Below are 24356 nucleotides of genomic sequence, written 5' to 3'. Positions count from 1 at the left end.
AAACTATATGAATATTTTACAAAGATGGTTTCCTTTTAACCATAGAAAAATACAGGAGGAACAAGAAAACACAGATTCGTTCAGACCTTCGGAAGAGCGCATTCAGGTATTTTGTTTTCCTTCAGCCGGCAGTAGTGCCGGTTTGTACAGAAGCTGGTGCAATGCCACCCATGACATGAGTGACATAGACTTTATTCCTGTGGAGATCCCGGGGCGCGGCAATCATATTACATCCCCGGCCGCAGACTCCATTGACGAACTGGTAGAAGCTTTTTTATCGGTTTTTCCAAAAGTGGTACGCACTCCTTATATTATTTACGGGCACAGTTTTGGAGCAGCAGTTGCCTTTCAGGTCGCTTATACTTTACAGGAAAGAGGTTTCCAGCTCCCTGAAAAACTGATTGTTGCCGGACGCCATGCTCCTCATATGCAGGATCCGAACCCTTTGAGCAGCGCCAGTACTGATGCCGAAATTATTGAAGAAATCAAAAAAATGGGCGGTACTCCGGAAGCCATTCTGAATCATCCGGAAATGTTACAGTTTACCCTCTCCCAACTGAGAGGAGATCTACGTACCCATGAATCCTTACGATACACAGGACAAAAACTTCAGATTCCTATTGAAGCCCATTGCGCTACACAGGATGATGCAACCAAAGAAATTGTGGAATACTGGAAAGATGTGACCACAGATGAATTTCACATCAAGGAGTTTGAAGGTCACCACTTTTTTATTCAGGCATTGGGTGAAACCTACCTGAATTCACTGATGGATACCATTACCCAAACAAGAAAATCACTCTCTTAAATTACGATGACTCATGACAACGGATTCAATTCATTATAAAACAATCTCCCAGCTCATCCAGGATGATACATGGAATACGGAAAGACTTCATATTTCCCAGGAAACCTGGAAGACTATTAGAGATCAATCAAAAGAATATCACTTACAGCCGGAAAACATATTGGCTTTTACAGCTGCACTTTGCTTAAAAACCTTGCTCGACCTGCCGGATCAGGAAACCGGGGAACAGATGAATATCATCAGTAAAAACGACTTTTTCTCCGTTTTACTTAATCCTTCTGAAAATATCGGATGGGATCAAAGTTTTCTGAAACACTGCAGTGACCTGAATGATTCTGTCACCTCAGATTCCAATAAAGCACAAGAATTACTGAACCACAGGTTTTCCGTAATTCTTCATGATGGCTCCTCTGACTTTAGTATTCCCATCATCACCTCTCCGGTTTTAATGATGATAAAAGTAACTGAAGATGTACAAATTGAATGGCATATTCATTCTGAATTTGTAAAGGAAGAAAGAGTGAAGTCTCTGGCCAGCACCCACAGCTATTTACTGAACTGGTCATCACAGGAAAACTGGCAGAATCCTTTACCGGATCTTTTGAACGAACAGGAAAGAACAATCAGAACTGAAGCCAACCGGACTTCAGCAGAAATTCAGCCCCAACTTATTCATCAGGCTTTTTTCCAGCATGCTTTGCAACATCCTGAGGATATTGCTCTTTATTGGGAAGAGGGAAATACAGCTCAAATGAGCTATGGAGAACTCGCCAACAAGGCCTTAAAACTATCACGTGCTTTAGTTGATAACGGAGCTGGGCAGAATAGTCGTGCAGCAGTTGTACTGCCCAAAGGTTACCCTCAAATCATCGCTGTGATGGGAATTTTGGGGAGTGGATCACTGTATATTCCGATTGGTGTAGACCAGCCTTCAGAACGCCAGAAAAAGATCTTTAAAAAGGCAAACATAGAGTATATAGTTACTGATTCTTCAACGCTTGCCGAATTTCCACATCTCAACAATCTGGCACAGGAGCAGCATATTACCATCATTAATCTTGATGAACTTTCTGAAGTAGAGCCTTTGGAAGCCCCTGCAAATTCAGGTACAGACCAGTTGGCTTATATTATTTTCACTTCGGGATCAACCGGAGAGCCTAAAGGAGTAGAAATTACCCATTCCGCAGCGTGGAATACCATTCAGGATATCAATACCAGATTTAGCGTAACCGCTTCAGACCGGGCTTTAGCCATATCTGCTCTGGATTTTGATTTGTCTGTGTATGATATTTTCGGATTGCTGGCAGTAGGCGGATCGCTGGTACTGATTCGTGAGGAAGACCGAAAAGAAGCTTCTCTTTGGGTTCAGTGGGTTGAGAAGTACAACGTAACTCTATGGAATTCAGTTCCGGCACTTTTTGACATGTTGCTTTTGAGTTCTTCGTCAGAAAATAATCTGTCAAGCCTTCGTCTGGTATTAGTCTCAGGAGATTGGGTAGGATTAGATTTAAAGGACAGACTGACAGAAAGATCAGAAAACGGTCAGCTTATTGCCCTGGGTGGAGCCACAGAAGCTTCCATCTGGTCCAATTTCTTCCCTGTAAACGGGATTAATCCCAACTGGAAATCAATTCCGTACGGAAAACCTCTGGCCAATCAGAAATACAGAGTAGTGAATCATTTGGGAATGGATTGCCCTGATGGCGTTGCCGGAGAATTGTGGATTGGAGGGAAAGGAGTTGCTTCAGGGTATACCAATAATGAGGAACTTACCCACAGCCGTTTTGTTACTTTCGATAACGAAAGATGGTACCGGACCGGTGATCTTGGACGTTATTGGCAGGATGGTAATATGGAATTTTTAGGCCGTATAGACCATCAGGTAAAGATAAACGGATTTAGAATCGAGCTCGGAGAAATTGAGTCTGCCCTGAAAACTTTTCCGGGCGTCGCTCAGGCAACAGCTTCGGTAATTTCCATTCATCAATCTGCCCATCTGATTGCCGGTATTGTTGGAGAAAAAGCAGCTTTAACTGAAGAAACCGAATCTGATATACTTGCAGCCGCCTCTCCTGCTGCCCAATCCGGATATGAACTTCAAAAGCAGGTGGTTGCCAATTTCCTGTACGAATTACTGGATTTATCAAACCACACTATGAAAGGAACTAATGATTCTGATCTTTTACTTTCAGAACCAGCCTTACCGTCTATGATCACCGCATTAAAAGCTGAAATCATTAATGAAATGGGCATTGCTCCTGAGCAGACTCCCGTACTGGATATGTGGCTCAATTGGCTGCATGAAGAAGATATTCTGACAGAAAAAGATGGTCAGTTGTTATTTGCTGAACCAAGTACTGTTAATTCTGATGATTCCTTTCTGAACACTTTCAGAGAAAGACTTGATGAACGTAAGCCCATGCTTCGTCAGATTCTATCTAACATTCTACCCTCTGTATCTTTACTGGATGATGACCTTTTATCTCCTGAGATCTTAAGCACCCATGACCAAAGTACACTGAAAGGAATTGAATGTATAGCCGAAAAAATTAACCAGGCAGCCAACACTTCCGCAAAAACTTTGAAAATTGCTATTCTGGGAGGCCGAACTGGAGTTTTAACAGAGAAACTGCTTCAAGCGACTCAAAATAACAGCATTAAATATTCTGTGATTGACGAAGGCCGTGCTATGGTTCGCAGCTGCATTGAAACATTATCTAAAGCAGGCTATCAGGTCGATGGAATTGAACTGAAAAACAATCAGGTTCCCGAAGAATACTGGTATCATTTTGATTTTGTGGTGGCCATCAATACACTGCATCGTTTCCCTCAACCGGATCAGGGAATATTCATCAGCCATCTTCTTCTCCAAAACGGAGGGCGGCTTCTCGCTGTTGAGGCCGGACTATTGATGCCGGTTGCTCTTATCAGCTCAGGAGTTATTGACCGTGGTTTCCAGCACTTTGATCCTCAGCGCAGAGAAGTATTCAGTCCGATGTTAAATAAAGCATCCTGGAAAAATTATTTTCTGAAAACAGGCTTTACAAAAGTCCTTTCTGAAGAGATTGAGGATTCTTTCACCCTTGTATATGATACGCAGTGTCCGAAAAACCGTCCTCAATTAAAGGAAACACAGATTCTTTCCCACATTCAGACATTATTACCACCACACATGATTCCTGAAAAGCTGGTTATCCTTCCGTGGATGCCGTTGAGTGCGAATGGAAAAATAGACCGGAAATCCTTTACCGGACTGGTAAAAACCATGATAGAATCGGAAGTGAGAAAAAGTACGGAAGATTTTGAAAAGCCAAACGGAAAGATGGAAGAAGGCATCGCTGAAATCTGGAAAGGGCTATTGGCTTTAGAAGCCGTAGGAAGAAACGACGTATTCTTTGAAATAGGAGGCGACAGCTTATCGGCTACCCGTTTTCTTACAGAGGTAAAAAAACAGTTTGAAGTGAATCTTTCCCTGAGAGAATTATTTGGAGCGACTTTAAAAGATGTTGCCGCTAAAGTGCAGATACAGCACCTCAAAATGCAGCAGGAATTGGAAACCATGGAAATAGGAGAAATTTAATTATGATAGGAATTATAGGAGGATACGGAGAAGTAGGCCATCATGCCTGCATTACCCTGCAACAATATGGTATTGGTCCCTTAAAAATCGGAGGGCGTAATCCTGAGAAAGGAAAAGCAAAACAGTCGGAAGTACTTCCCGGAGCTATCTGGGAACAGGTAGACGTAGAAAATGATGAAAGCATTGCCCGTTTCATTTCCGGCTGTGATCTGATCTTAAATTGCGCTGCTCCATCCCATCGTTACTCAAGACGGATCGCTAAAATATGTTTACAGCATCATGTCAACATGGTAGATGCCGGAATAGATAATGATTATCACAGTGATCCGCTGGAAACCGGAGATAATATCATAGTGTATGCTGCCGGAGCTACCCCGGGATTTTCAGGATTGTTCCCGATCTGGTTTGGTCAGCAGTTTGACAAAGTCCATTCTCTGCTTAGCTATTACGGAACTTCAGGACAGCTTTCAAAAGCCGGTGCGGAAGATTACCTGGAAGGATCATTACATTCCAACAATGTTCCCCGTGCGGCCTGGAGAAATGGTGTTGTACCGAATGTATTATCACGAAAAACCGGAGTCGAACTTCCTTTCTTCCCCGGAGAAATTACTGTATTCCCTCTTTTTGATGATGAAACCCAACTGGTAGCCCAAAGGCTTGAACTGGAAAACGGAGAATGGTATGCTGCGGTAGAAGGAGAAAAATCAATTGCAGCTCTCGACAGTGCCAGTTTTGAGTATAAAACCAATCCTAAAGCTATGATTGAAAAATTGTGCTTTGCCGTAGAAATGGATACGCTGGGAAGAAGTCCATATTTCATTCTTATGGTCCAGTTGACAGGAGAATCAGAAGGTCAGGAAAAAACACAGACTGCCGTGTATGAAGTAGGAAAAATCATTCCTTTCTGCGGAAAAATAGCCGCCATTATCGTAAAAGCAGTACTGGATGGTAAACTAAAACACGGATTACATCATGCGGCTTCCATTGAGGATATTGACTATGTAATGGATCATCTGGAAAAAACAGATTCCCCACACAGTATCCAGATCATTGATCATTCAATTGAAGAACTTTCCGTGGAGGAAGAAGGAACCTTATAAAGATTAAAAAATGAACAGTATCAAAAAATATACATCAGGAAAAATAAGAACCGTAGTCATTGGCTCTACTTTCGGACAGTTTTATCTGGAAGCGCTCAGTAATCTGTCTGATGACTTTGAGATCAAAGCTTTGATTGCCGGTGGCAGTGAGCGTTCAAAAAAATGCGCAGAAGCTTACGGCATCCCACTTTTAAAAGATATTACAGAAATAAACCCTGATGAGGTTGATCTGGCGTGCATCATCCTCCGTTCAGGAGTTATGGGCGGTAAAGGAACCGAATTCGCTCTTTACTGCATGGAAAAGGGAATTCATGTGATACAGGAACATCCCATTCATCACAATGATCTGGCCACCTGTTTACGGGCAGCCAAATCGAACAATGTGCATTTCATTACAGGTAACCTGTATGTTCATCTCCCGGCTTTCAGACGGTTTTCTAAAGTGGCCCAACATCTTTTTGAAACGAAAAAAGCTGTCTATATCGATATTGCGCTGGCCACTCAGGTATCATTTCCATTGGTTCAGATGATGATTGATCTTTTGCCTAACCCAAGACCCCTGAACATTCATCATGTTCTGAAAGATTCGGGACCATTCCAGGTACTTACCGGAGAATGGGGCGGTCTGCCTCTTACCCTTCGTGCCCATAATGAAGTCAATCCAAACGATCCTGACAACCATCAGCATTTACTGCATACCATCTCTATCGGATGCTCCGGAGGAACTTTATCTCTTACCGATACCCATGGACCTGTTGTATGGAAAGCCCAGCTTCATATCCCACACAATGAATTGCTGAGAAATGTATCTGCCGGAAATCATCTGAATGAAAAGAGCACTATGGTTCTAGGACCTGAATTTCCGCCTACTTATCAGGAAATTCTTCAGAAACAATGGCCAAGAGCTATTGGAAAGGACCTGCTCGCTATAAAAAGCTTCATCACAGGCGAAAAAAAACCGGAACAGAGAGCTCACCTTGAATTATTATGTACCCGGTTGTGGCATGACCTGACCCACGCTTTAGGATCTCCGACCTTAAAACCCGATGCATCCTATGAGCAGATTGAAATAAGCCGACTTATCGAGATTGCCAGCCACGTTCCGGCTGAGCCAGAAGAAATGAGTATCTCTTAATCTGCTTTTAGAACCCAATAATATGAATACCCCTATGACAACTTATATAGAATCCGTTGATGTTCAGGAGCTGATGAACAGCATGCGAAAAAAGAAAATTCAGCTCTGGACAGAAGACGGAAAATTAAAATTCAAAGCTCCGAAAGGAGTTATGGAACCGAATGACTTAGAGCTTCTCAAGGAAAACAAAGAAAAGATCCTTAACTATCTGGAGTCAGAAAACAAAACCATTACCATCCAGAATGACCTGCCAAACCGTTATAAACCGTTTCCCCTTACCGATGTACAATCTGCTTATCTTCTGGGAAGAAACCCCGGATTCAGATACGGCGGAGTTGCCTGTCATTTGTATATGGAATTAAAATACAATGCCTTAGACCATGAACTTGTAGAAAATATCTGGAACAGACTGGTTCAAAGGCATGAAATGCTAAGGGCTACGGTGAGCAATCAGGGGTTTCAGAGCATTCAGCAGGAAACACCACGCTTCACGGTAAGTTATCAGGATGTTTCTTCATTGGCCATTCAGGAACAGGCTTCTGTTTTGGAGAAAGTACGGGGGCAGATGAGCCATCGTGTTTATGACACTGAACAATGGCCGTTATTTGATATTGCGGTAACCACAACACAATGGGAACAGAAAAAAGAATCTGTACTTCATTTTTCTATGGAATTCCTGATTGCAGACTGGATCAGCATGTGGATGCTGATGGCTGAATTTGAAAAGCTTTATTTCAATCCCGATATTCAGCTTTCCCCCTTAAGCCTTAGTTTCAGAGATTATGCCATTGCAGAAAGAGGAATCCGTGAAACTCCTGCCTATGCCAAAGACCGGAACTACTGGATGAACCGTGTGGAAACGTTGCCCGCAGGTCCTACCCTTCCCGTTTCCCGCAGGGAAAATACCACCTCCAATCATTTTACAAGAAACAGCACGCTGATTGAAAAAAAGAAATGGGAAAGCTTTAAAGCAACCGCCAACTCACATGGTATTACTCCCACTTCTGCAGTGGCAGCAGTGTACGCTTCAGTACTGGAACGCTGGAGCGAAACCGCTCATTTCTGTCTTAACCTTACTGTTCTTAATCGTATGCCTCTTCATCCTGAAGTTCATCAGATCGTGGGTGATTTCACTTCGGTCAGTTTACTTGAAGTAGATTACAGGGAACCCAAAGTATTCAGTGAGGCGGCAAAGAATATGAATATTCAGCTGTTTGACGATTTGGACCATCCGTTATTTACCGGTGTTGAAGTACTTCGTGAAATGACTAAAAAGCAACAGAACGGAAGAGTTCTTTTACCCGTTGTACTAACGAGTGCCATCGGATTGCTTGATACGGGCGAAAATGCAGGACTAAAAGGACAGATCGGTGATTACAATATCAGCCAGACACCTCAGGTATTTATTGACTGCCAGGTGGTAGATACCGCGCAGGGACTTTCTGTGAACTGGGATACCCGTGATGGTATTTTCCCAGAACAGATGATTGACGATATGTTTTCAACCTTTGAAACGCTTCTCAACGAATTGTCAGATCATCCGGAATCGTGGCACAAAAAAGACCTGATTACATTACCTTCAAGGCATCAGGAGGAAAGAGACCAACTGAATCATGAACCTGCTATGCTGCCGGAATCTTTACTTCATGAATCCGTCCTCAAAAACTTCAAAAAAAATGCTGATAAAACAGCTATTGTAGATCAGTACGGTTCGTTTACCTATCAGGATATTGAAGAAAAAACAGCTGCTATTGCTTGGCAATTACAACAACTGGGCTTCAAAGAGCAGGATAAAGTAGCGATTACCCTTCCTAAATCCCACCATCAGGTAACTTCTGTACTGGCGGTTCTTGCTCTGGGGGGTGTATATGTTCCGATAGACCTCAACCAGCCTGTTGAAAGACGAACAAAGATCATTAAAAATGCAGGAATTAAGTATGTTCTGACTTCTGATGAAATCAATCAGCAAGGGTACGGAACAGAAAACGGCGTACACATTATTGCTGTAGATGCCTTATCATTTAACAAAGAAATAAATCTTGGTGAAATTTCTGCCAACACAAAACAAGATCATAATGCTCCGGCTTATGTGATCTATACTTCAGGTTCTACTGGCGAGCCTAAAGGAGTAGTGATTTCCCATCTAGGAGCGATGAATACCATTGAGGACATTAACAGACGTTTCAACATCGATGAAAAAGACAGTGTTCTTGCTTTATCACAGCTCGGTTTTGATTTATCAGTGTATGATATCTTTGGAATGTTAGGGCTGGGCGGAACTCTTATCTACCCTCAGCCGGACCGCCAGCGTGATCCTTCTCACTGGCTGGAACTGATGCAAAATTATCAGATCACCGTATGGAACACGGCTCCCGCCCTTATGCAGATGTTTGTTAATTTTCTGGAAACTGAAAAGCAGGCAATCAGCACTTCTCTAAGTCATTTCAGACTTGCTTTGTTATCAGGAGACTGGATTCCTTTGAACCTCCCTGATACTTTAAAGCAGCTGGTTCCTTCTGTACAGCTGATCAGCCTGGGTGGAGCAACGGAAGCTTCCATCTGGTCCAATTTCCACATTTATAAAGGATTACAGCCGGACTGGAATAGTATACCCTACGGAAGACCGCTTTCTAATCAAGGATTCCGTATTCTGGATGAACAGATGAGAGACTGTCCGGAATGGAAATCGGGGGATCTGTTTATTACAGGTTCAGGGCTTGCACTGGAATACTTCAATGATCCTGATCTTACTGATGAACGTTTCTTTCTGCATCCTTCAGACGGTAAAAGAATGTATAAAACCGGAGATCTGGGAAGATATATGCCCGGCGGAGAAATTGAGTTTTTAGGAAGAAGAGATAAGCAGGTTAAAATAAGAGGTCACCGTATTGAACTAGGTGAAATAGAATCTGCATTAACTACCCATTCTGATGTTTCCAATGCCGTAGTGATCGCTAAAACCCATACTGAAAACAGTAAAATCAAAACTTTATTTGGATTTATAGTTCCTTCCGGAAATCAGTCTGATTCCGATTTTACTTCTGAAATAGTACAGTTTTTAGGTAAAAAAGTCCCTGCGTATATGGTTCCTTCCCATCTTCAGGTTATTGATAGAATTCCGGTAACCGTTAATGGTAAAGTAGATGGTAAAAAACTGGAAGAATTATGCATTCTCGATACCGGTAAAACTACTACAGGCAATCAGGATTTCAAGGATGTACTTGAAAAAACAATCCATGATTTGTGGTGCAGCTCTCTTGGCGTTGATTATATCGACAAGCATCAGAACCTTAACGATTTTGGAGCAGACTCCCTGATATCCGCTCAGATGGCTGGAAAACTGAGGGATATTTTCGTAGAAAAAGGGCAGCAGCATCTGACTTTTGACCTGATTTTAAGACAAATTCTAACCTCTCCTACCATTGCAGATCTGGCAGATTTCTTTAGAGATCAGGAAAACAATGCAGGCGTTCAGAAGAAGGCAGAAGAAACCAAAAAAGAAACCCGTATCGGTACACTTACCCATTTCGGAGGGGATTCATCCGGGATGCATCGTATCATCCTTCATGCAGGTGGTGGAACTTTGGAAAGGTATAAACACCTGATCCGTGAAATGGTCAATCAGAATTCCGGAGCGGTCTATGGAATTTCCGTGGGAGATTTTGATGCCTATTGTGCTTTAGAAAGCGATCAGCTGGTGGAACGTATTGCAGATGATTATTGTGCTTCTATTATTGAAAATGGTGCTAAAAAGGTACAACTTATCGGCTATTCCATTGGAAGCATGATTGCTGTAGAAATGGCAAGAAGGCTGAGTGAAAAGGGAATTGAAGTTGCTGATTTGTGCATTATAGACGCCATCCGTGTTCCGTTTAAAGTATATGATGATCTGTTTGTGGAATTCCGTTTTCTGCCGAATTTAGGAATTACCCCGGCAGATGCAGGTTTTGGAGAGATGAACGGAAAACTGTTCATGAAATATGTAACCCAAACTTTACAGCAAAATAAAAACGAACTTCCGGAAGGCGCTATTTTTACGATGCAGGGTAACAGCGAACTGGTACAGGTAAGTTCGGTTTTTAACAAAATGAAAGCCGCCAGCCAATCTGAAAGGTTTGATGCTTATCTGGATGCCATGAAACGCTTATCCGGACGTGAAATGCCCAAAGAACTGCTGGAACGTACCTACAGTACTTTTGCCCAAAACTTTAAAGCTTCCCGGTTTGTGTCTCCGCCTTATTTTGGTGATATCCGGTATTTTAAAGCTAAAGATCAGGGGACTACGACTTCAACCGGAATCAATGATGACATTGTAGAACTGTGGTCAGAAATCAGCCTAGGAACTTTAGATATTACAGACATTGAAGGGGATCACCTGGGTTGTGTGGGCGAAGAATATGCACCTGATCTGGCGGGTTATTTAGGTCAATTTTCAAATCAATAACGGGATGAAAAACTTACCTAACAACCTGCAGGCCGCCTACTTCGATGTGGACGGAACATTGTCCAGAAGTAATATTGTGGACCCCTTACTCTACATAAAAAAACATAGCATGTCGCCTTCCAGGTATTCTATCTGGAAGGCCATGCTTCCTTTTCGTTTTGTATACTGGACGATTTTGGATAAAATCAGCCGCGAAAAAGCAACTGCATCGATCTATCGCCAGTATAAAGGGATCTCCGTTGAAACGATGAACTCTCTAAAAGCTCAATGTTATCAGGAAAAATATCATAAGAAACTCTTTCCAAAAGCTCTTGAAGCCATCAATACCTTCAAAGGACAAGGAACCCGGATGGTTCTGGTTTCAGGATCTTTGGATATTTTCCTGCAACTTCTGGCCGAAGAATTAGGGGCAGAGCTTATTTCTTCCCGCCTGGAAACCAAAGAAGGAATTTATACCGGAGAAATGAAGGACCGTGCCGTTAGCGGAAAGCGAAAAGCCGAACTCATCCGTCAACACGCTCACAGCAACCAATTTACGCTGGAAAACTGTGCTTCTTTCGGAGACTCAGGTGATGATATTGCGATGCTGTCTTCAGTACAATATCCTGTAGCGGTTAACCCGGATAAGAAACTGGCTTCATTGGCTCAAAAAAATAACTGGGAACTTCTCCTATGGTCTTAACATGCATATTTATTGTATCGATATTAATAATCTCCTGGATGAGGCGGAATTTAACGGGCTTATCCAATATGTCTCACCCGATAAAAAGGCCAAAATCCAGAGATTCCGGAAGTCCATTGATGCAGTAAGATCATTATTGGGCGATTTAATCATCCGTACTATTCTGTGCAGACACTATGGCTTAACAAATGATGAAATATATTATGAATACCAGGAATTTGGCAAACCCTATCTTCCCCATCACTCCCATCTTCATTTTAATATTTCGCATTCCGGAGATTGGGTTGTGGGTGTGGTTTCAAAGAATCCTGCAGGTGTTGACATTGAAAAAATAGCTGAGGTAAAAGAAAACCTAACTTCATGGTCTTTAACAACAGAAGAGTATCAACAATTCCAAAAACTCAATAAAACGGAAAGAACCCTGTTTTTTTTCAAACTCTGGACATTAAAAGAAAGCTATGTAAAAGCTACAGGAACAGGATTATCCGAAGGGCTGAATACCTTAGAAATTACCATGGACAATGAGAATATCATGATGAAAAAAAATAAAAAAACTATCCCTGCTTATTTTGAAACCATGGAACTGCAGCAAGGACATCAACTTTCACTGTGCTCACTTTCAGAGAATCCTTGCAGGAATATGCGGGTATTTTTGCTTCATGAATTCACAGAAGAGGTAGAACGTTTTTTGAAAATGCCAAAAACAGAATCAGCAGACAGTATCTAAAGTATTACAATCTTCCATATCCAGGATGAATCTTTTAAAATATGATTTTGAAAGATTATCGTCAATGGGTTTTGGAAGACAATTTATTACTGACTGGCCAATATATTTTGAAAACCTTCAATTCAATACACCGTCATTAAGCTAATTTTCAAATACTTAACATTGATATATTTTCAATATCAGTAAAGAAAGAGTTTGGATAGCGTCCTGCCAAGTTCACAAATAGCCAAATAGCGCCAACTAAAGACAGTTGGCGCTATTTTTTGTTTATGATGTCAGCTTAAACCAGAAAAAATTTCTTAAAATTTTAATGTTATTAAATGTATTAAAAGTTAAAATAGACTTGTAAGAAATTGTAAGGATAACTATGATTACATTAATTCAATTGTTGAGTAACATACATTCTAATAAAAACTTATTTCAATTAAGTTGTACATTCGGTAGACTTCCCTGTTTCCAGTTATCATACTTGTTAAAAATTACATCAAAATTTTAAAATTCGATTTTACTTATTTTATTATTTTTTATGTAATAACTATCTTAGCAGATTAATTGAAAATTAATATCTATTATTGTCATTAAACTTTTACATGACTTAGGAATTAATGAACTTAAAAAATGAAAAATTCAGAATAGATGAAATATATAAAGTATTCTTCTTATTCAAGCTAAATCTCATAAGGGTATTAAAATCGATTATCAAAAAATACAGAATAAACAAAGATTCAGATTATCATATAAAAAACAACTTTTATGTTTTTTAAAATTAATTGAATGCTTTAAATAATTAGAATATCATGTTGACACAAAAATTGAAGAATAAAGTAGCTACCTTATGGGATAAGTTTTGGGCTGGGGGTATATCAAACCCACTTAACGCAATTGAACAAATAACATATCTACTTTTTATCAAGCAGCTAGATGAAATGGATAAAAGGAAAATAAGTGATGCTGATTACAAGGGCGATAATTCTAAATCTATTTTTTCAGGAAAATATTTCCCACCTGGTGTAGACGAAAAAGACGAAAAAAATGCAGTAGAAAAAGAAACACTCCGTTGGAGCTTTTTCAAAAATATGCCCAGTGATGATATGTTGTTACACATTCAAAGCAAAGTATTTCCTTTTATAAAACAATTAGATGATGCCAATTCGTTTTTCACAAAACATATGGCTAATGCTGCTTTCTTGATTCCTAGCGGAAGAATGTTAACGGAGGCAGTTAAAACTATCGATGATATTTATAAAGAACTAGAAAAAGAGAATCGTTTTATTGATGCTCAGGGAGATTTCTATGAATTTCTTTTGGATTCATTACGTAGCTCTGGTAAAAACGGACAATTTAGAACACCAACTCATATTATTGAACTAATTACTGAATTGGTTGAACCAAAATTAGGACACAAAATTGCAGACCCAGCAAGTGGAACAGCAGGTTTCCTATTATCTGCGTACAAATACATCATTACTGAATTTACAAGTGATAATTACAAACAAAAAGACGATAATGGTTTTGTTAGAGGAACACTTGCAGATAAGTTAGTGGATGAACAAGCTAAAAAAATATTAAACGAAGAAACGTTTTATGGTTTTGACATTGACCCTACAATGATTCGTATTGGGTTAATGAATTTAATGATGCATGGAATTACCCAACCTAAAATTGATTATAAAGATACTTTAAGTAAAAACTATAATGAAGATAATTTTTACGATGTTGTAATGGCCAACCCTCCGTTTGCAGGTAGTATGGACAAAGGAGATTTAAACCCCAGTTTTACAACCTCTTCAACCAAAAGTGAATTATTATTCCTAGAGCGTATTTATAAAATGCTTAAAATGGGTGGAACAGCCGGTGTAGTAGTACCACAGGGTGTTTTATTTGGTAGCAGTAAAGCTTTTATTACCGTTAGAAAATTACTACTTGATAAATGTGAACTAAAAGCAGTAATTGCAATGCCAAGTGGTATTTTTAGACCTTATGCAGGTGTAGCATCAGCTATTTTAATATTTACGAAAAGTGGTGAAACTAAAGATGTATGGTTCTATGAAATGCAAGGCGATGGTTGGAGCTTAGACGATAAGCGTAATCCAAAAATATTATCAAATGGCAAGCGTGATTTTCAAGATTTACATGTAATTATTGATAAATACAAGAAAAGAAATCCTAAAAAAGAGATAGACCGTACTAAGCAACATTTCTTTGTACATAAACAGGAAATTATTGACAACGATTATGATTTAAGTTTAAGTAAATACAAAGAAGAAGTTTATGTGGAAATTAAATATGATAAGCCATCAAAAATACTATCTCAACTATCAGATTTAGAAGTTGAAATAGAAAATGGAATTAACGAATTAAAAGAACTTTTTTAATGGAAATTAAAATCAAAGATTTAATTACGGATAAAATTCCTGGTGAATGGGGAGAAGAGGTAATTGATGGCAATGGTATAAATGTTATTAGAACTGCAAATTTTACCAATCTTGGAAATATTAATTTTTCAAATATTGTTCAACGGAAAATTGACCAACGGAAAATTGACCAAAAGCAATTAAAGCAAGGTGATGTTATTATTGAAAAATCAGGAGGTTCTCCCACTCAACCAGTTGGAAGAGTTGTATATTTTGATTTGGTAACAGATGAAATATACTTATGTAATAATTTTACCGCAGTATTAAGACCCGATAAATTTAAAATATACCCAAGATATTTTTTTTATCAATTATTTATTGGTTATATCAGAGGTAAAACTCTAAAATACCAGAATAAAACAACTGGAATTATAAATCTAAAATTAGATAATTATATAAATGAAAAAATATTTGTTCCTTCAAGAAAAGACCAAATTCGTATTGTAGAAGTATTAACAAAAGTTGAAACCTTAATACAACAACGTAAAGAAAGTATTATTTTATTAGAAAATTTTTTGAGAAGTACTTTTCTAGATATGTTTGGTGATCCTGTTAAAAACGAAAAAAAATGGGTAAAGACTAGTGTTGGCAAATATACTGATTGCATTGTTCCTGGAAGAGATAAACCAAAATCATTTAGTGGAAATATTCCGTGGATTAAAACAGAAGATTTAAACAACAAATCCTTTTTTAACAAATCAAAAGAAAATATTGGTTTAACTCTTGAAGAAATAACTAATGTTAGAGGTAAAATTATACCCTCAAATAGTGTAATAATGACCTGTGTAGGTCAACTAAATATTATATCTATTAATAAAGTTGAATGTATAATAAACCAACAGTTACATTCATTTCAATGTCACCGAGAATTAAATAATATTTTTTTAATGTTTGCTCTAGGTTTTGAAGAGCGATTCATGCATGCAAATGCTTCTAAAACAACAGTTGCATATATGAACAAAAGTATTTGTAATTCGATTCCAATAATTGTTCCTCCAATCAAAATCCAAAACAAATTTGCAACAATAGTAGAAAAAGCAGAAAAAGTAAAAGAGCATCATAAAGAGAGTTTAAAAGAGTTAGAAAATCTATTTGGTTCACTTAGTCAAAAAGCGTTCAAAGGTGAGTTAGACTTAAGTAAACTAGATGTAAGTGCTCAGATGAGAGAGGTTGAAAAGAAAATTAAAGCAGAAAGTATTTTAGACATTAGTTTAGAAACCAAGTTATCCAAATCAATGCAACAGTTTATCAAACAAACCGCTGATATTCAAAAAAGCATTGCTTTAGCAAATAATATGATACCAAAAGCTTTATTTGAGCAAATTGAATCTATCAATAAAATAGCTAGTCCATTTCAAAATTTAAAATCGTATCAAATTCCAGAATCTTTGTCACAGGCAATGAAATCTTTTGACGGAATTAAGTCAATAACAAGTCAACTCAATCAGGAAGCCAAAGAACAATTTAAAACAAAACTTACATGGGAAGAAGTTAATTTTGAAATGGTCGCCAATTGGATAAAAGAAGAATATTCAGAATATTATTTTAACAGTGAAATATTAATAAATTTTTTAGAAAGTGAACGAGTTGTTTTTTCTAATTATCATTCATCCGAAGAATTAAAAACAAATCCAAAATTAAACGAAGCAGATGATATAAAATCATTTGTTTTCTCTGCTTTAAAAGGTAAAAATCAATTCATAAAATTAGAGCAGTTTTTTTATGACGCAGTAAATGAAAATATTCAGTTGAATCTTCGTGACGAAGATTATGAAGTTATAAAAGACAAAGGCGATCAATTACGCTCAGGTGTTTATTTTAAAGTAATCGAATGAAGATAAAAAGTGTAAAAATTTTAGGTGATAATTTCAGAAGTCTTGCGGCGAACAAACTCTATGAATTCAATGTTTCATTTAGAGAGGATAGACTATCCACAAAAGTTTTTGCAGGATTAAATGGAAGTGGAAAATCAAATTTTTTAGAGTTGTTTTCAGAGATTTTCTACTTCTTAGAAATATATCATTTAGATACAGTTAGCGAAGAAGAAAAAAACAGTAAAAATTTCGGTTTTGAAATTGAATATTTTTTACCATACAAAAGTCCATCAGTTATAGTAGATGAAGTTGAAGGTTATGTTAGTTATGACAAACAAATCAAAATCAATAAACCTTTGGGCGACAAGCCTGAATTTTCTGTAAGTATTGATGGAGGTTTAACATTTGAGCGTGTTGATGAAAATACACATTTACTATTACCAAAGAAAATTATAGCCTATACTTCAGGTCAAAATGAACTGATAAGCAATCCCTATTACAAATTAAAATACCATTATTTTAAAGCCTTTGAAAACAAAGGTAAAATAGAAAAAGGAGAAGAGTTAGCGGAAAACCATAGATTATTCTTTTTAGATTATAATGCAAACTTTTCAATCTTTATTGCAAACATGTTGTTGGGAGAGGAAACTAAAGCTAGCATTCTAAAAAAAGTACTTCAAATTGAAAACTTAGTTTCATTTCGAATTACACTAAACACAGATGATTTATTTAAAAAAGTTTTACCAGTAAGTGAAAATATTGCTGAAAATTTAGAAAAATTAAAATGTTGTGCCTCGATATGGAAAGAAAAAAAAGTTGGAAAATATAATCTTTTGATATTAGATTTTTCTATTGATGAGGCTATAAAAGACACTTTTAAATTTCATTTCATAAATGCTTTTTCTTTATTTAAAGTATTTTATGAATTAGAAATTTTCAATTTATATTTAGTTAACTCAATTACAAGAAGACAAATTCTAAATGCAAATAAAATATTAAACATTTCAGATGAAATGTCTAAACCTGATCCATCAAGGTTAGTTTTTAGAATTGAAAAAATTGTAATAAGTAAAATTCTTGAAGAAGGAAAATTTGAGAAGGATATTTATTATAAATCATTATCAGATGGAGAACACCAGTTCAACGAGGTAGTTGGAACCGTCGTGATGATGCAAGATGAAGGGTGTTTATTTTTAATGGATGAACCAGACACTCATTTCAATCCACAGTGGAGAGCTAAATTTATAAAAACATTAAATCTTGCAGCCGCTAAATCTTATGATAATGATGGCAACATAACTACCGTTAGAAATCAAGAATTGATACTCACAACTCACTCCCCATTTATTATTTCAGATTCATTTAGTGAAGACGTATATAAATTTGAAAAAATTAACGGTTTGATTCAATTTACAAGCCCAGAATTTCAAGTATATGGTACTTCTGTTTCAATCATTTTAGATGAAATTTTCGAAAAATCAGAAGGAATTTCAGAAATGGCTAAAAAAGAATTAATTGATATGGTAGAGAATATCCAGACTATGAATGATTTAAAAAATGTAGTTGAGCGATTAAACAGAGACTTTGGTGATTCAGTAGAAAAATTCGATTTATTCAGTAAACTTAGAAATATAAAAGAACAACTTGAAAAAAGAGAAAAGTAATGCTTTACTTCTACAAATCCATATCGCCACATCCTATAGAAAATCTACATAATTATTTAGATTTTTTCTTCACAAGAATGTTTGATGATACTCAAACAGTTTATTCCCATGGTTATTTAATTCATCCAGATTTTCAAGATATTATAGATAATTACAAAACTCAAATAGATGTTAAATTGGAAGCATTGTTCAATGCTTATATAGCATTACCAACTCCACAAGATAAAAATAAAGTAAAAGATGCATATACAAATAATAATAATGTAGAAGGTGTATGTAATAATGTGATAATGCCATACAAATATGAAGATCTTCATGAAAGCATAAGAAAAGAAGTCAAAGAACTATATAATTCTGAAGGTGTCTTATATAATATGCTAACTTCTAAAACTGCATATAAATTGTTAAAGGATAAGTGTGGTGATTTGATAACTCATTTTAATACCTTTCGAAATCTAAATAAAACATCCGTTTGTCCATTTTGTGGCATGGAAAGTTTACTTCCAATTAATGACAAAGCTAAAAACGATTATGACCATTACATCTCTAAAGGAAAATATCCGTTTTGCAGTGTAAATTTCCACAATTTAGTTCCAACTTGTGGAAATTGTAATAAAGCCCCAAATAAAGGACAAAAAGACATACCATATAATGTCAAAGTTAATCCAATCATTAGAGAAGAAGTATTTTATCCATATTCAAACATAGATAATCATGAAATAATTTTAAGCATTATATCTCCTGATACAAATTTAGATGATTTAAATAATTGGAATTTACAAATTGATTGTACACCTACCATAAACTCAACTAGAAAGGAACGTTGGATGGAAATTTATGACATTGAGTATAGATATAAAACTAAAATTGCTGGAGATAATTATGATTGGAAACAAATGATTGTTGATGAATACCACAGGAAATGTAAAAAACGAGGAGAAACATTTGATACTTTCAAAGAAGATATACTTGCGATCTTCAAAGATTATTTAAAACATAATAATGGAATTTTAAGAAAAACATTCAATGAATTTATTATGAATGATCCAGATTGTGAAGCAAAATTATCTGGAAAATTCGTTATTTAGATTTAGATATGGATTTAAATCATATACTCTCTGCTCTCCAAAATCTCATGACTTTGGTTCAAGCTCAAAAGAAATGATTCTATTTACAAGCCCAAAGCCTCAGAACTTTGTAAAGCAAAAATCAAAAAATCCCAGCTTTCGTTGGGATTTTAAGTAAAGTATACCCTAAGCAACAATACTCACTCAATCATCCGGTTATAAAGATCATTAAAGGCTAAAAAACTGTTAATCCTGTAGAAAAGGATAATCGGTATAGCCTTGTACTCCTCCTCAAAAACATAGTATTTCTATCTGGTGCGTTGAGTTCAGCTCCTAATTCAAAACGCTTGGGAAGATCGGGGTTGGCTAAGAATAATGCGCCATAAGCAATCAATTGGGCAATCCCTTTATTCAATTCTGCTTCACCAGATTCTCTGTCGTACCCTGAATTTGCGATTATGGGATGTTTACTGATAGCCCCCCTCTCTCCGAAGTCTCCTGACTTTGGAGCAAATCTAAAAGAAATTATATTATTTGTTAGCCTAAATTCGGGAAACTTTACAGCAGTCTTTATATATTACTTTTTCACCAGCTCCACTCTACGGTTTTGCGCCTTCCCTTGTTCAGAACTGTTATCTGCAATCGGATTTTTGCTGCCGAAGCCTTCTGCTGAAAGTCTCGCTTTATCGATGCCTGATGTGGTGATGGCATTCAATACGGCTGTAGCACGGTCTTTTGAGAGTTGGAGATTATGGGCATCATTTCCGCTGTTATCGGTATATCCGTTGATAGCCAGTTTTAGATTGTTGTCGTTTTTCAGGACTTTTGTGATTTCATCTACGGCTGTTTTGCCATCGGGTTGTAAGCTCGCTTTGTCGGTATCGAAATTAATATGCAGTACAGCCTTGCCTTTTGCATCTAATTCTTTTTTTATTTCATCAGATTTTAGGATTGAAATGGTTTGTTCAAACGGGGCTTTCTGTAGAATCTGTATGGCTCCGGTCGCTGTATTTCCATAGAGCTGAATATAAATATCATCGCCATTGGTCCTTCTGATGACATATACTTTCACAGGTTCATTCCAATAATCTATAGAGCCTTCTTCGCCAAAGTATTTGGCTTCTTCTTTTATTCTGTCAAGCTCCTGCTGGGAAACTTTACCGTCAAATATTTTCACTCCACCCACTTTTGTAATCGCGTCATCATAGCTTTTCAAAAAATACGGCAACGACCATTCTTCTGTATTGCTTTTCTCGTTGACAACATAGGTCTTCCAGACTTTTCCTTCTATAGGCGTCATTACGCCTTTAAGCGGGAAAAACAGCATATCATAACTTCTTTGTACCGGCTTGTTTTGAAATGCCAGCCCTTTGGGAAAACTGAAAAAGGGAAGATCACCCACCTCAGCAGTGGAAACCGGTATGGAATTGATATCAAAATGATCTGTTCCACCCGAAGATTTTTCTGCTGCTCTGGAATTTTCTATAGCGACAGTATCATGGGCAGCATCTGTTTTTTGTTCAGCCTTTTTTTTACAGGCAGCAAGCAAAGCGCCTACGGATAGAATAATCAGGGTCTTCTTCATGTTAATAAATTTTAGGTTTATGGTGTATCATTTCTTTTACATCGTGAGGGATGAAACAACCCGAATCCTTCTGCATCAAAATCGTTCGGTATATTTTATCCTGTTTTATTTTTGGCGGAACTAACTTACAAATAAAATGCGAATGGGAAACTACCTAGATTTAAGGATTTTAGTGATTAAAAATATCATGTACGGAGGGTATTTTTTCTGGTGCAAAGATTTTATTTCTGTAGATTTTACATTATTTTTTCACCAGCTCTACTCTACAGTTTTGAGCCTTTCCTTATTCAAAACTATTATCTGCCATCATATTTTTGCTGCTGAAAATCTTGATTAATCTATCCCTGAATTGGTTATAACATTCAATACTACTTTAGCACAGTCTTTAGCCATATCGTACAGACAAACACATTAAGCATCGATTTTCTGTTTTGGATGATTATATTGAGTCTGTTCTCTATTTATTATTGCAACAAAGTTTCATTTTATAAAATTTTATCCCTATTTTTGACGCTTCTTATGCAAAAAACATTGAAAACCTTTTTTGTCTTTTCTTTGTTACTGATCTTCTTATCGAACGTCAGTGGAATAAGTATATGTCTTGAACATGCGAAGCACGCAACCACCAAAACCTTCCCTAAAAAAGATTCTAAGGAAGAAAAAGGACCTACCTTCTCCAAGGATGACCATTGCCAGTGTGCCCTCCATTTGCATATGAACAATGTGGTTCTGCCGGAATCTTTAACGGTAGATTTTGCTGTAAACACTGCCAACGACAGTGAAATGCCTCAACCGAAGGCCATTACCTATCGGTGTTTACTCGATTTTTTCAGCTCCCGCGCACCCCCAGCAGATTTCTATACTGCAGCCTGATTATTTTTTCGCTGCAGCCACTTACCTATTGCAGGTTTTATGATCTGTAAGTCTATTTCTGTGGGCATTTGTATACCTCTCTGTATACAAAATCCTTTTTATTAATATACGACATCACAGATGTCTGTATCATTCTATTTGTAATGCGCATCAACCACTTTAACGGTCCGGAAGTCATGAACCTCATTTCCGGCAAAACCATACAGCTTTCTGCTTTGGGAGCTATTATTTCATCCTCTTTACTGAATGCTCAGTCGGTGAGCAAAGACTCTGCTTCAGGATCAATACAAACGGTAGAGATCATCGGCAGAAAATCAAAAGATTATATTTCTGATTATTCTTTTGCCGCCACTAAAACAGCCATGAAGAATAAGGATCTTCCCTTAACGCTTAATACCATTACCAAAGAGTTCATCCGTGAACGCCAGGCCTTTCAGCTGGGAGAAGTATTGAAAAATATAAGCGGTGTTTCTCCTTCAAGCTATTACAATCAGTACAACATCCGGGGAATCAGCCAGAATGAAGAAGGTCAGATCATCAACGGAATGAGAACCAGGCAGTATTATTTTCTGCAGCCGATGACCTCCAATATAGAACGCGTGGAGGTTTTTAAAGGTCCTGCCAGCATCACCATGTCCAGCGTAGATCCCGGAGGGACCATCAATATGGTAACTAAAAAGCCTTTACCAGATCCACGGCACGAAATCAGTCTCTCAGGCGGAAGTTTTGATACCTACCGGATTACAACAGACCTTACAGGACCTCTGAATAAGAGCAAAACTTTACTGTACCGTTTTAATGGGGCGTATCAGAATGCAAAATCTTTCAGGGATCATATTAACAACAGTGGTTTTCTGATCTCGCCTTCCATTACCTATATCCCGGATGAAAAAACTTCTTTGAATGTAGAGATGGTCATCAATCATCTCAATGGAAACCTGGACCGCGGCCAGCCTATTTTTGGAGCGGTAGCAGGGAAAACCGACCTTAACAGCACCCCGAAAAGTTTAAATCTTGGAGCTCCTGACGACTTTTTTAAAACGAGAGAGCTGATCATTATGGGAAATTTTTCCAGGCTTATTAATAAGCATATCAGCTTTAATGCCTCTTACATGAAGCAGCTGTGGAAAGAAGATCTTCAGGAGCATCGCACTACGGGGGCTTTCGTCCCTGATATTGAAAACAAACCCATATCCAGCCTGGCTATGATGCAGTTTGTCCAGAGAAAGCAAAACTGGGCTACGGACAACCTGAATGCCTATTTTAATTTCAACTTTAAAACCGGGCAGGTGGAACATCAAACTCTTATCGGGTACGATAACCAGATCTGGGAAAAGCGAAAAGGAGGCCTGCAGAATGCTGCAAGAGGATTTCTGATGAAAGACGGTTCTGTGGCATCCTCTTATAATCCTGCCAATGCAGAACTTTATGAAACGATCCTCTACAAGGGAATAACAGTACCCAAACCGAACGTCACTCCTTTCGATTTAAGTCCTGGAGCGCAAAATTATCAGGGAGCAGATTTGTATAAGACCAATGTGACGACCCAGCTGCCTGCTGCACTTACCACCACTCATGCAGCCTATATTCAGCATCTTTTTACGTGGAAAAAATTCAAAGTATTGTCCGGGATCCGTCATGAATGGTTTAAAGATACAACCCACTTTAAAGAAGCCGATGAATCTTCATTCAGCAACAATAAGTTTTTATACAGACTGGGAATCACCTATAGCCTGACGGATCAGATCAACCTTTATGGAACGTATCTTACCGGATACCAGCCCCAGTCCAATACGGTGACATTAATGCCCAACACCGGGCGGTTTACCGGTTCGGAATCTGCTGCCCAATTCAAACCTTTAACTTCTGATCTTAAGGAAATAGGGGTTAAAGGGCGTTTGTTCGGGATGCTTTCGGCCAGTCTTGCGGTATATGAGATCAATCAGAAAAATATCCTGATCAATGCCAATAATCCTGCAGAACCGGATCAGCTTATCCAGCGTGGTGCCGACCGCAGCAGAGGTTTTGAGGCTGAAGTGACAGGCTATATTCTTCCTCAATGGCACATCTACGCCGGATACAGTTATATTGACGCCCGGATAGTAGACGATGCAGACGCAACTCTCATAGGTCAAAGAAAGGAGAATACGTCTAAGAACTCCGTCAATATCTGGACCCGTTATAATTTTTCAAAAACAAGCTTCCTGAGCGACTTCGGAGTTGGGTTAGGTATGCTGTACCAGAGTTCTAAAGTTCCCTGGTTTACCCGAGGATTTGAGCTTCCGGCTTACACCACTGTGGATGCTGCGGTCTATTATACTCTTTTACAGTCGAAAGTGCAGCTGGCTCTTACGGTCAATAATATCACCAACACGTCTTATTGGGTGGGTGCACAGAATTATCTCAGACTTTTTCCGGGAGCTCCCACAAATTATCTATTAACTGCTACCTATAATTTTTAAA

Annotated in this window: 15 protein-coding genes; 14 read left to right on the top strand and 1 reads right to left on the bottom strand. The window is 37.9% G+C overall.

Going from position 1 to position 24356, the window contains the following annotated elements:
* The first annotated feature begins 7 nt into the window (after window positions 1-7).
* The 11 genes from DRF67_RS14005 to DRF67_RS13955 all read left to right on the top strand — a co-directional run bounded on the left by DRF67_RS14005 (window position 8) and on the right by DRF67_RS13955 (window position 19456).
* Window positions 8-808 (top strand): thioesterase II family protein, encoded by an 801-nt coding sequence (locus tag DRF67_RS14005; protein ID WP_115928913.1) that lies wholly within the window; start codon window positions 8-10, stop codon window positions 806-808.
* Between the two features lie 13 nt (window positions 809-821).
* Window positions 822-4388 (top strand): amino acid adenylation domain-containing protein, encoded by a 3567-nt coding sequence (locus tag DRF67_RS14000; RefSeq protein ID WP_115928912.1) that lies wholly within the window; start codon window positions 822-824, stop codon window positions 4386-4388.
* Window positions 4389-4390: 2 nt separating this feature from the next.
* Window positions 4391-5488, top strand: a complete 1098-nt coding sequence (locus DRF67_RS13995; protein WP_115928911.1) for a saccharopine dehydrogenase NADP-binding domain-containing protein — start codon at window positions 4391-4393, stop codon at window positions 5486-5488.
* Between the two features lie 10 nt (window positions 5489-5498).
* Window positions 5499-6623: a Gfo/Idh/MocA family oxidoreductase gene (locus tag DRF67_RS13990; RefSeq protein WP_115928910.1), complete on the top strand. Its 1125-nt coding sequence runs from the start codon at window positions 5499-5501 to the stop codon at window positions 6621-6623.
* A 22-nt stretch (window positions 6624-6645) separates the two neighbouring features.
* On the top strand, window positions 6646-11067 hold the full coding sequence (locus tag DRF67_RS13985) for a non-ribosomal peptide synthetase (protein WP_115928909.1): 4422 nt from the start codon (window positions 6646-6648) through the stop codon (window positions 11065-11067).
* A 4-nt stretch (window positions 11068-11071) separates the two neighbouring features.
* Window positions 11072-11749, top strand: coding sequence for an HAD family hydrolase (locus DRF67_RS13980; protein WP_115928908.1), 678 nt, complete (start codon window positions 11072-11074; stop codon window positions 11747-11749).
* Between the two features lies 1 nt (window position 11750).
* A complete protein-coding gene (locus DRF67_RS13975) occupies window positions 11751-12476 on the top strand; it encodes a 4'-phosphopantetheinyl transferase family protein (RefSeq protein WP_115928907.1) in 726 nt (241 codons plus the stop codon).
* Between the two features lie 797 nt (window positions 12477-13273).
* Window positions 13274-14851, top strand: a complete 1578-nt coding sequence (locus DRF67_RS13970) for a type I restriction-modification system subunit M (RefSeq protein WP_115928906.1) — start codon at window positions 13274-13276, stop codon at window positions 14849-14851.
* A complete protein-coding gene (locus tag DRF67_RS13965) occupies window positions 14851-16725 on the top strand; it encodes a restriction endonuclease subunit S (RefSeq protein WP_115928905.1) in 1875 nt (624 codons plus the stop codon). The genes DRF67_RS13970 and DRF67_RS13965 overlap by 1 nt, the downstream gene beginning before the upstream one ends.
* Window positions 16722-18368, top strand: coding sequence for a restriction system-associated AAA family ATPase (locus tag DRF67_RS13960; protein ID WP_115928904.1), 1647 nt, complete (start codon window positions 16722-16724; stop codon window positions 18366-18368). Before DRF67_RS13965 ends, DRF67_RS13960 begins: the two co-directional genes overlap by 4 nt.
* On the top strand, window positions 18368-19456 hold the full coding sequence (locus DRF67_RS13955; protein WP_123912748.1) for a hypothetical protein: 1089 nt from the start codon (window positions 18368-18370) through the stop codon (window positions 19454-19456). Before DRF67_RS13960 ends, DRF67_RS13955 begins: the two co-directional genes overlap by 1 nt.
* Before the next feature lie 556 nt (window positions 19457-20012).
* Here DRF67_RS13955 and DRF67_RS13945 read toward each other — a convergent pair.
* Window positions 20013-21020, bottom strand: coding sequence for an OmpA family protein (locus DRF67_RS13945; RefSeq protein ID WP_115928902.1), 1008 nt, complete (start codon window positions 21018-21020; stop codon window positions 20013-20015).
* Between the two features lie 142 nt (window positions 21021-21162).
* Between DRF67_RS13945 and DRF67_RS13940 the strand changes: the two genes are divergently transcribed.
* The 3 genes from DRF67_RS13940 to DRF67_RS13930 all read left to right on the top strand — a co-directional run bounded on the left by DRF67_RS13940 (window position 21163) and on the right by DRF67_RS13930 (window position 24355).
* Complete coding sequence (locus tag DRF67_RS13940; protein ID WP_115928901.1) at window positions 21163-21357, top strand: hypothetical protein; 195 nt, start codon at window positions 21163-21165, stop codon at window positions 21355-21357.
* 194 nt (window positions 21358-21551) lie between these two features.
* Window positions 21552-21893 (top strand): hypothetical protein, encoded by a 342-nt coding sequence (locus DRF67_RS13935; RefSeq protein WP_123912747.1) that lies wholly within the window; start codon window positions 21552-21554, stop codon window positions 21891-21893.
* A gap of 143 nt (window positions 21894-22036) precedes the next feature.
* A complete protein-coding gene (locus tag DRF67_RS13930; protein ID WP_115928899.1) occupies window positions 22037-24355 on the top strand; it encodes a TonB-dependent siderophore receptor in 2319 nt (772 codons plus the stop codon).
* Window position 24356: the final 1 nt, after the last annotated feature.

Source organism: Chryseobacterium pennipullorum, assembly GCF_003384725.1.
Classification (GTDB): domain Bacteria; phylum Bacteroidota; class Bacteroidia; order Flavobacteriales; family Weeksellaceae; genus Chryseobacterium; species Chryseobacterium pennipullorum.
This window is presented reverse-complemented; position numbering and strand designations above follow the sequence as displayed.

Excerpts from the sequence above, each read along its gene's own strand:
- DRF67_RS13970 (WP_115928906.1), top strand. The coding sequence starts at position 13,274 with ATGTTGACACAAAAATTGAAGAATAAAGTAGCTACCTTATGGGATAAG.
- DRF67_RS13955 (WP_123912748.1), top strand. The coding sequence starts at position 18,368 with ATGCTTTACTTCTACAAATCCATATCGCCACATCCTATAGAAAATCTA.
- DRF67_RS14005 (WP_115928913.1), top strand. The coding sequence starts at position 8 with ATGAATATTTTACAAAGATGGTTTCCTTTTAACCATAGAAAAATACAG.
- DRF67_RS13980 (WP_115928908.1), top strand. The coding sequence starts at position 11,072 with ATGAAAAACTTACCTAACAACCTGCAGGCCGCCTACTTCGATGTGGAC.
- DRF67_RS13945 (WP_115928902.1), bottom strand. The coding sequence starts at position 21,020 with ATGAAGAAGACCCTGATTATTCTATCCGTAGGCGCTTTGCTTGCTGCC.
- DRF67_RS13965 (WP_115928905.1), top strand. The coding sequence starts at position 14,851 with ATGGAAATTAAAATCAAAGATTTAATTACGGATAAAATTCCTGGTGAA.
- DRF67_RS13985 (WP_115928909.1), top strand. The coding sequence starts at position 6,646 with ATGAATACCCCTATGACAACTTATATAGAATCCGTTGATGTTCAGGAG.
- DRF67_RS13960 (WP_115928904.1), top strand. The coding sequence starts at position 16,722 with ATGAAGATAAAAAGTGTAAAAATTTTAGGTGATAATTTCAGAAGTCTT.
- DRF67_RS13940 (WP_115928901.1), top strand. The coding sequence starts at position 21,163 with ATGGGAAACTACCTAGATTTAAGGATTTTAGTGATTAAAAATATCATG.
- DRF67_RS13990 (WP_115928910.1), top strand. The coding sequence starts at position 5,499 with ATGAACAGTATCAAAAAATATACATCAGGAAAAATAAGAACCGTAGTC.
- DRF67_RS13930 (WP_115928899.1), top strand. The coding sequence starts at position 22,037 with ATGCGCATCAACCACTTTAACGGTCCGGAAGTCATGAACCTCATTTCC.
- DRF67_RS13975 (WP_115928907.1), top strand. The coding sequence starts at position 11,751 with ATGCATATTTATTGTATCGATATTAATAATCTCCTGGATGAGGCGGAA.
- DRF67_RS13995 (WP_115928911.1), top strand. The coding sequence starts at position 4,391 with ATGATAGGAATTATAGGAGGATACGGAGAAGTAGGCCATCATGCCTGC.
- DRF67_RS14000 (WP_115928912.1), top strand. The coding sequence starts at position 822 with ATGACAACGGATTCAATTCATTATAAAACAATCTCCCAGCTCATCCAG.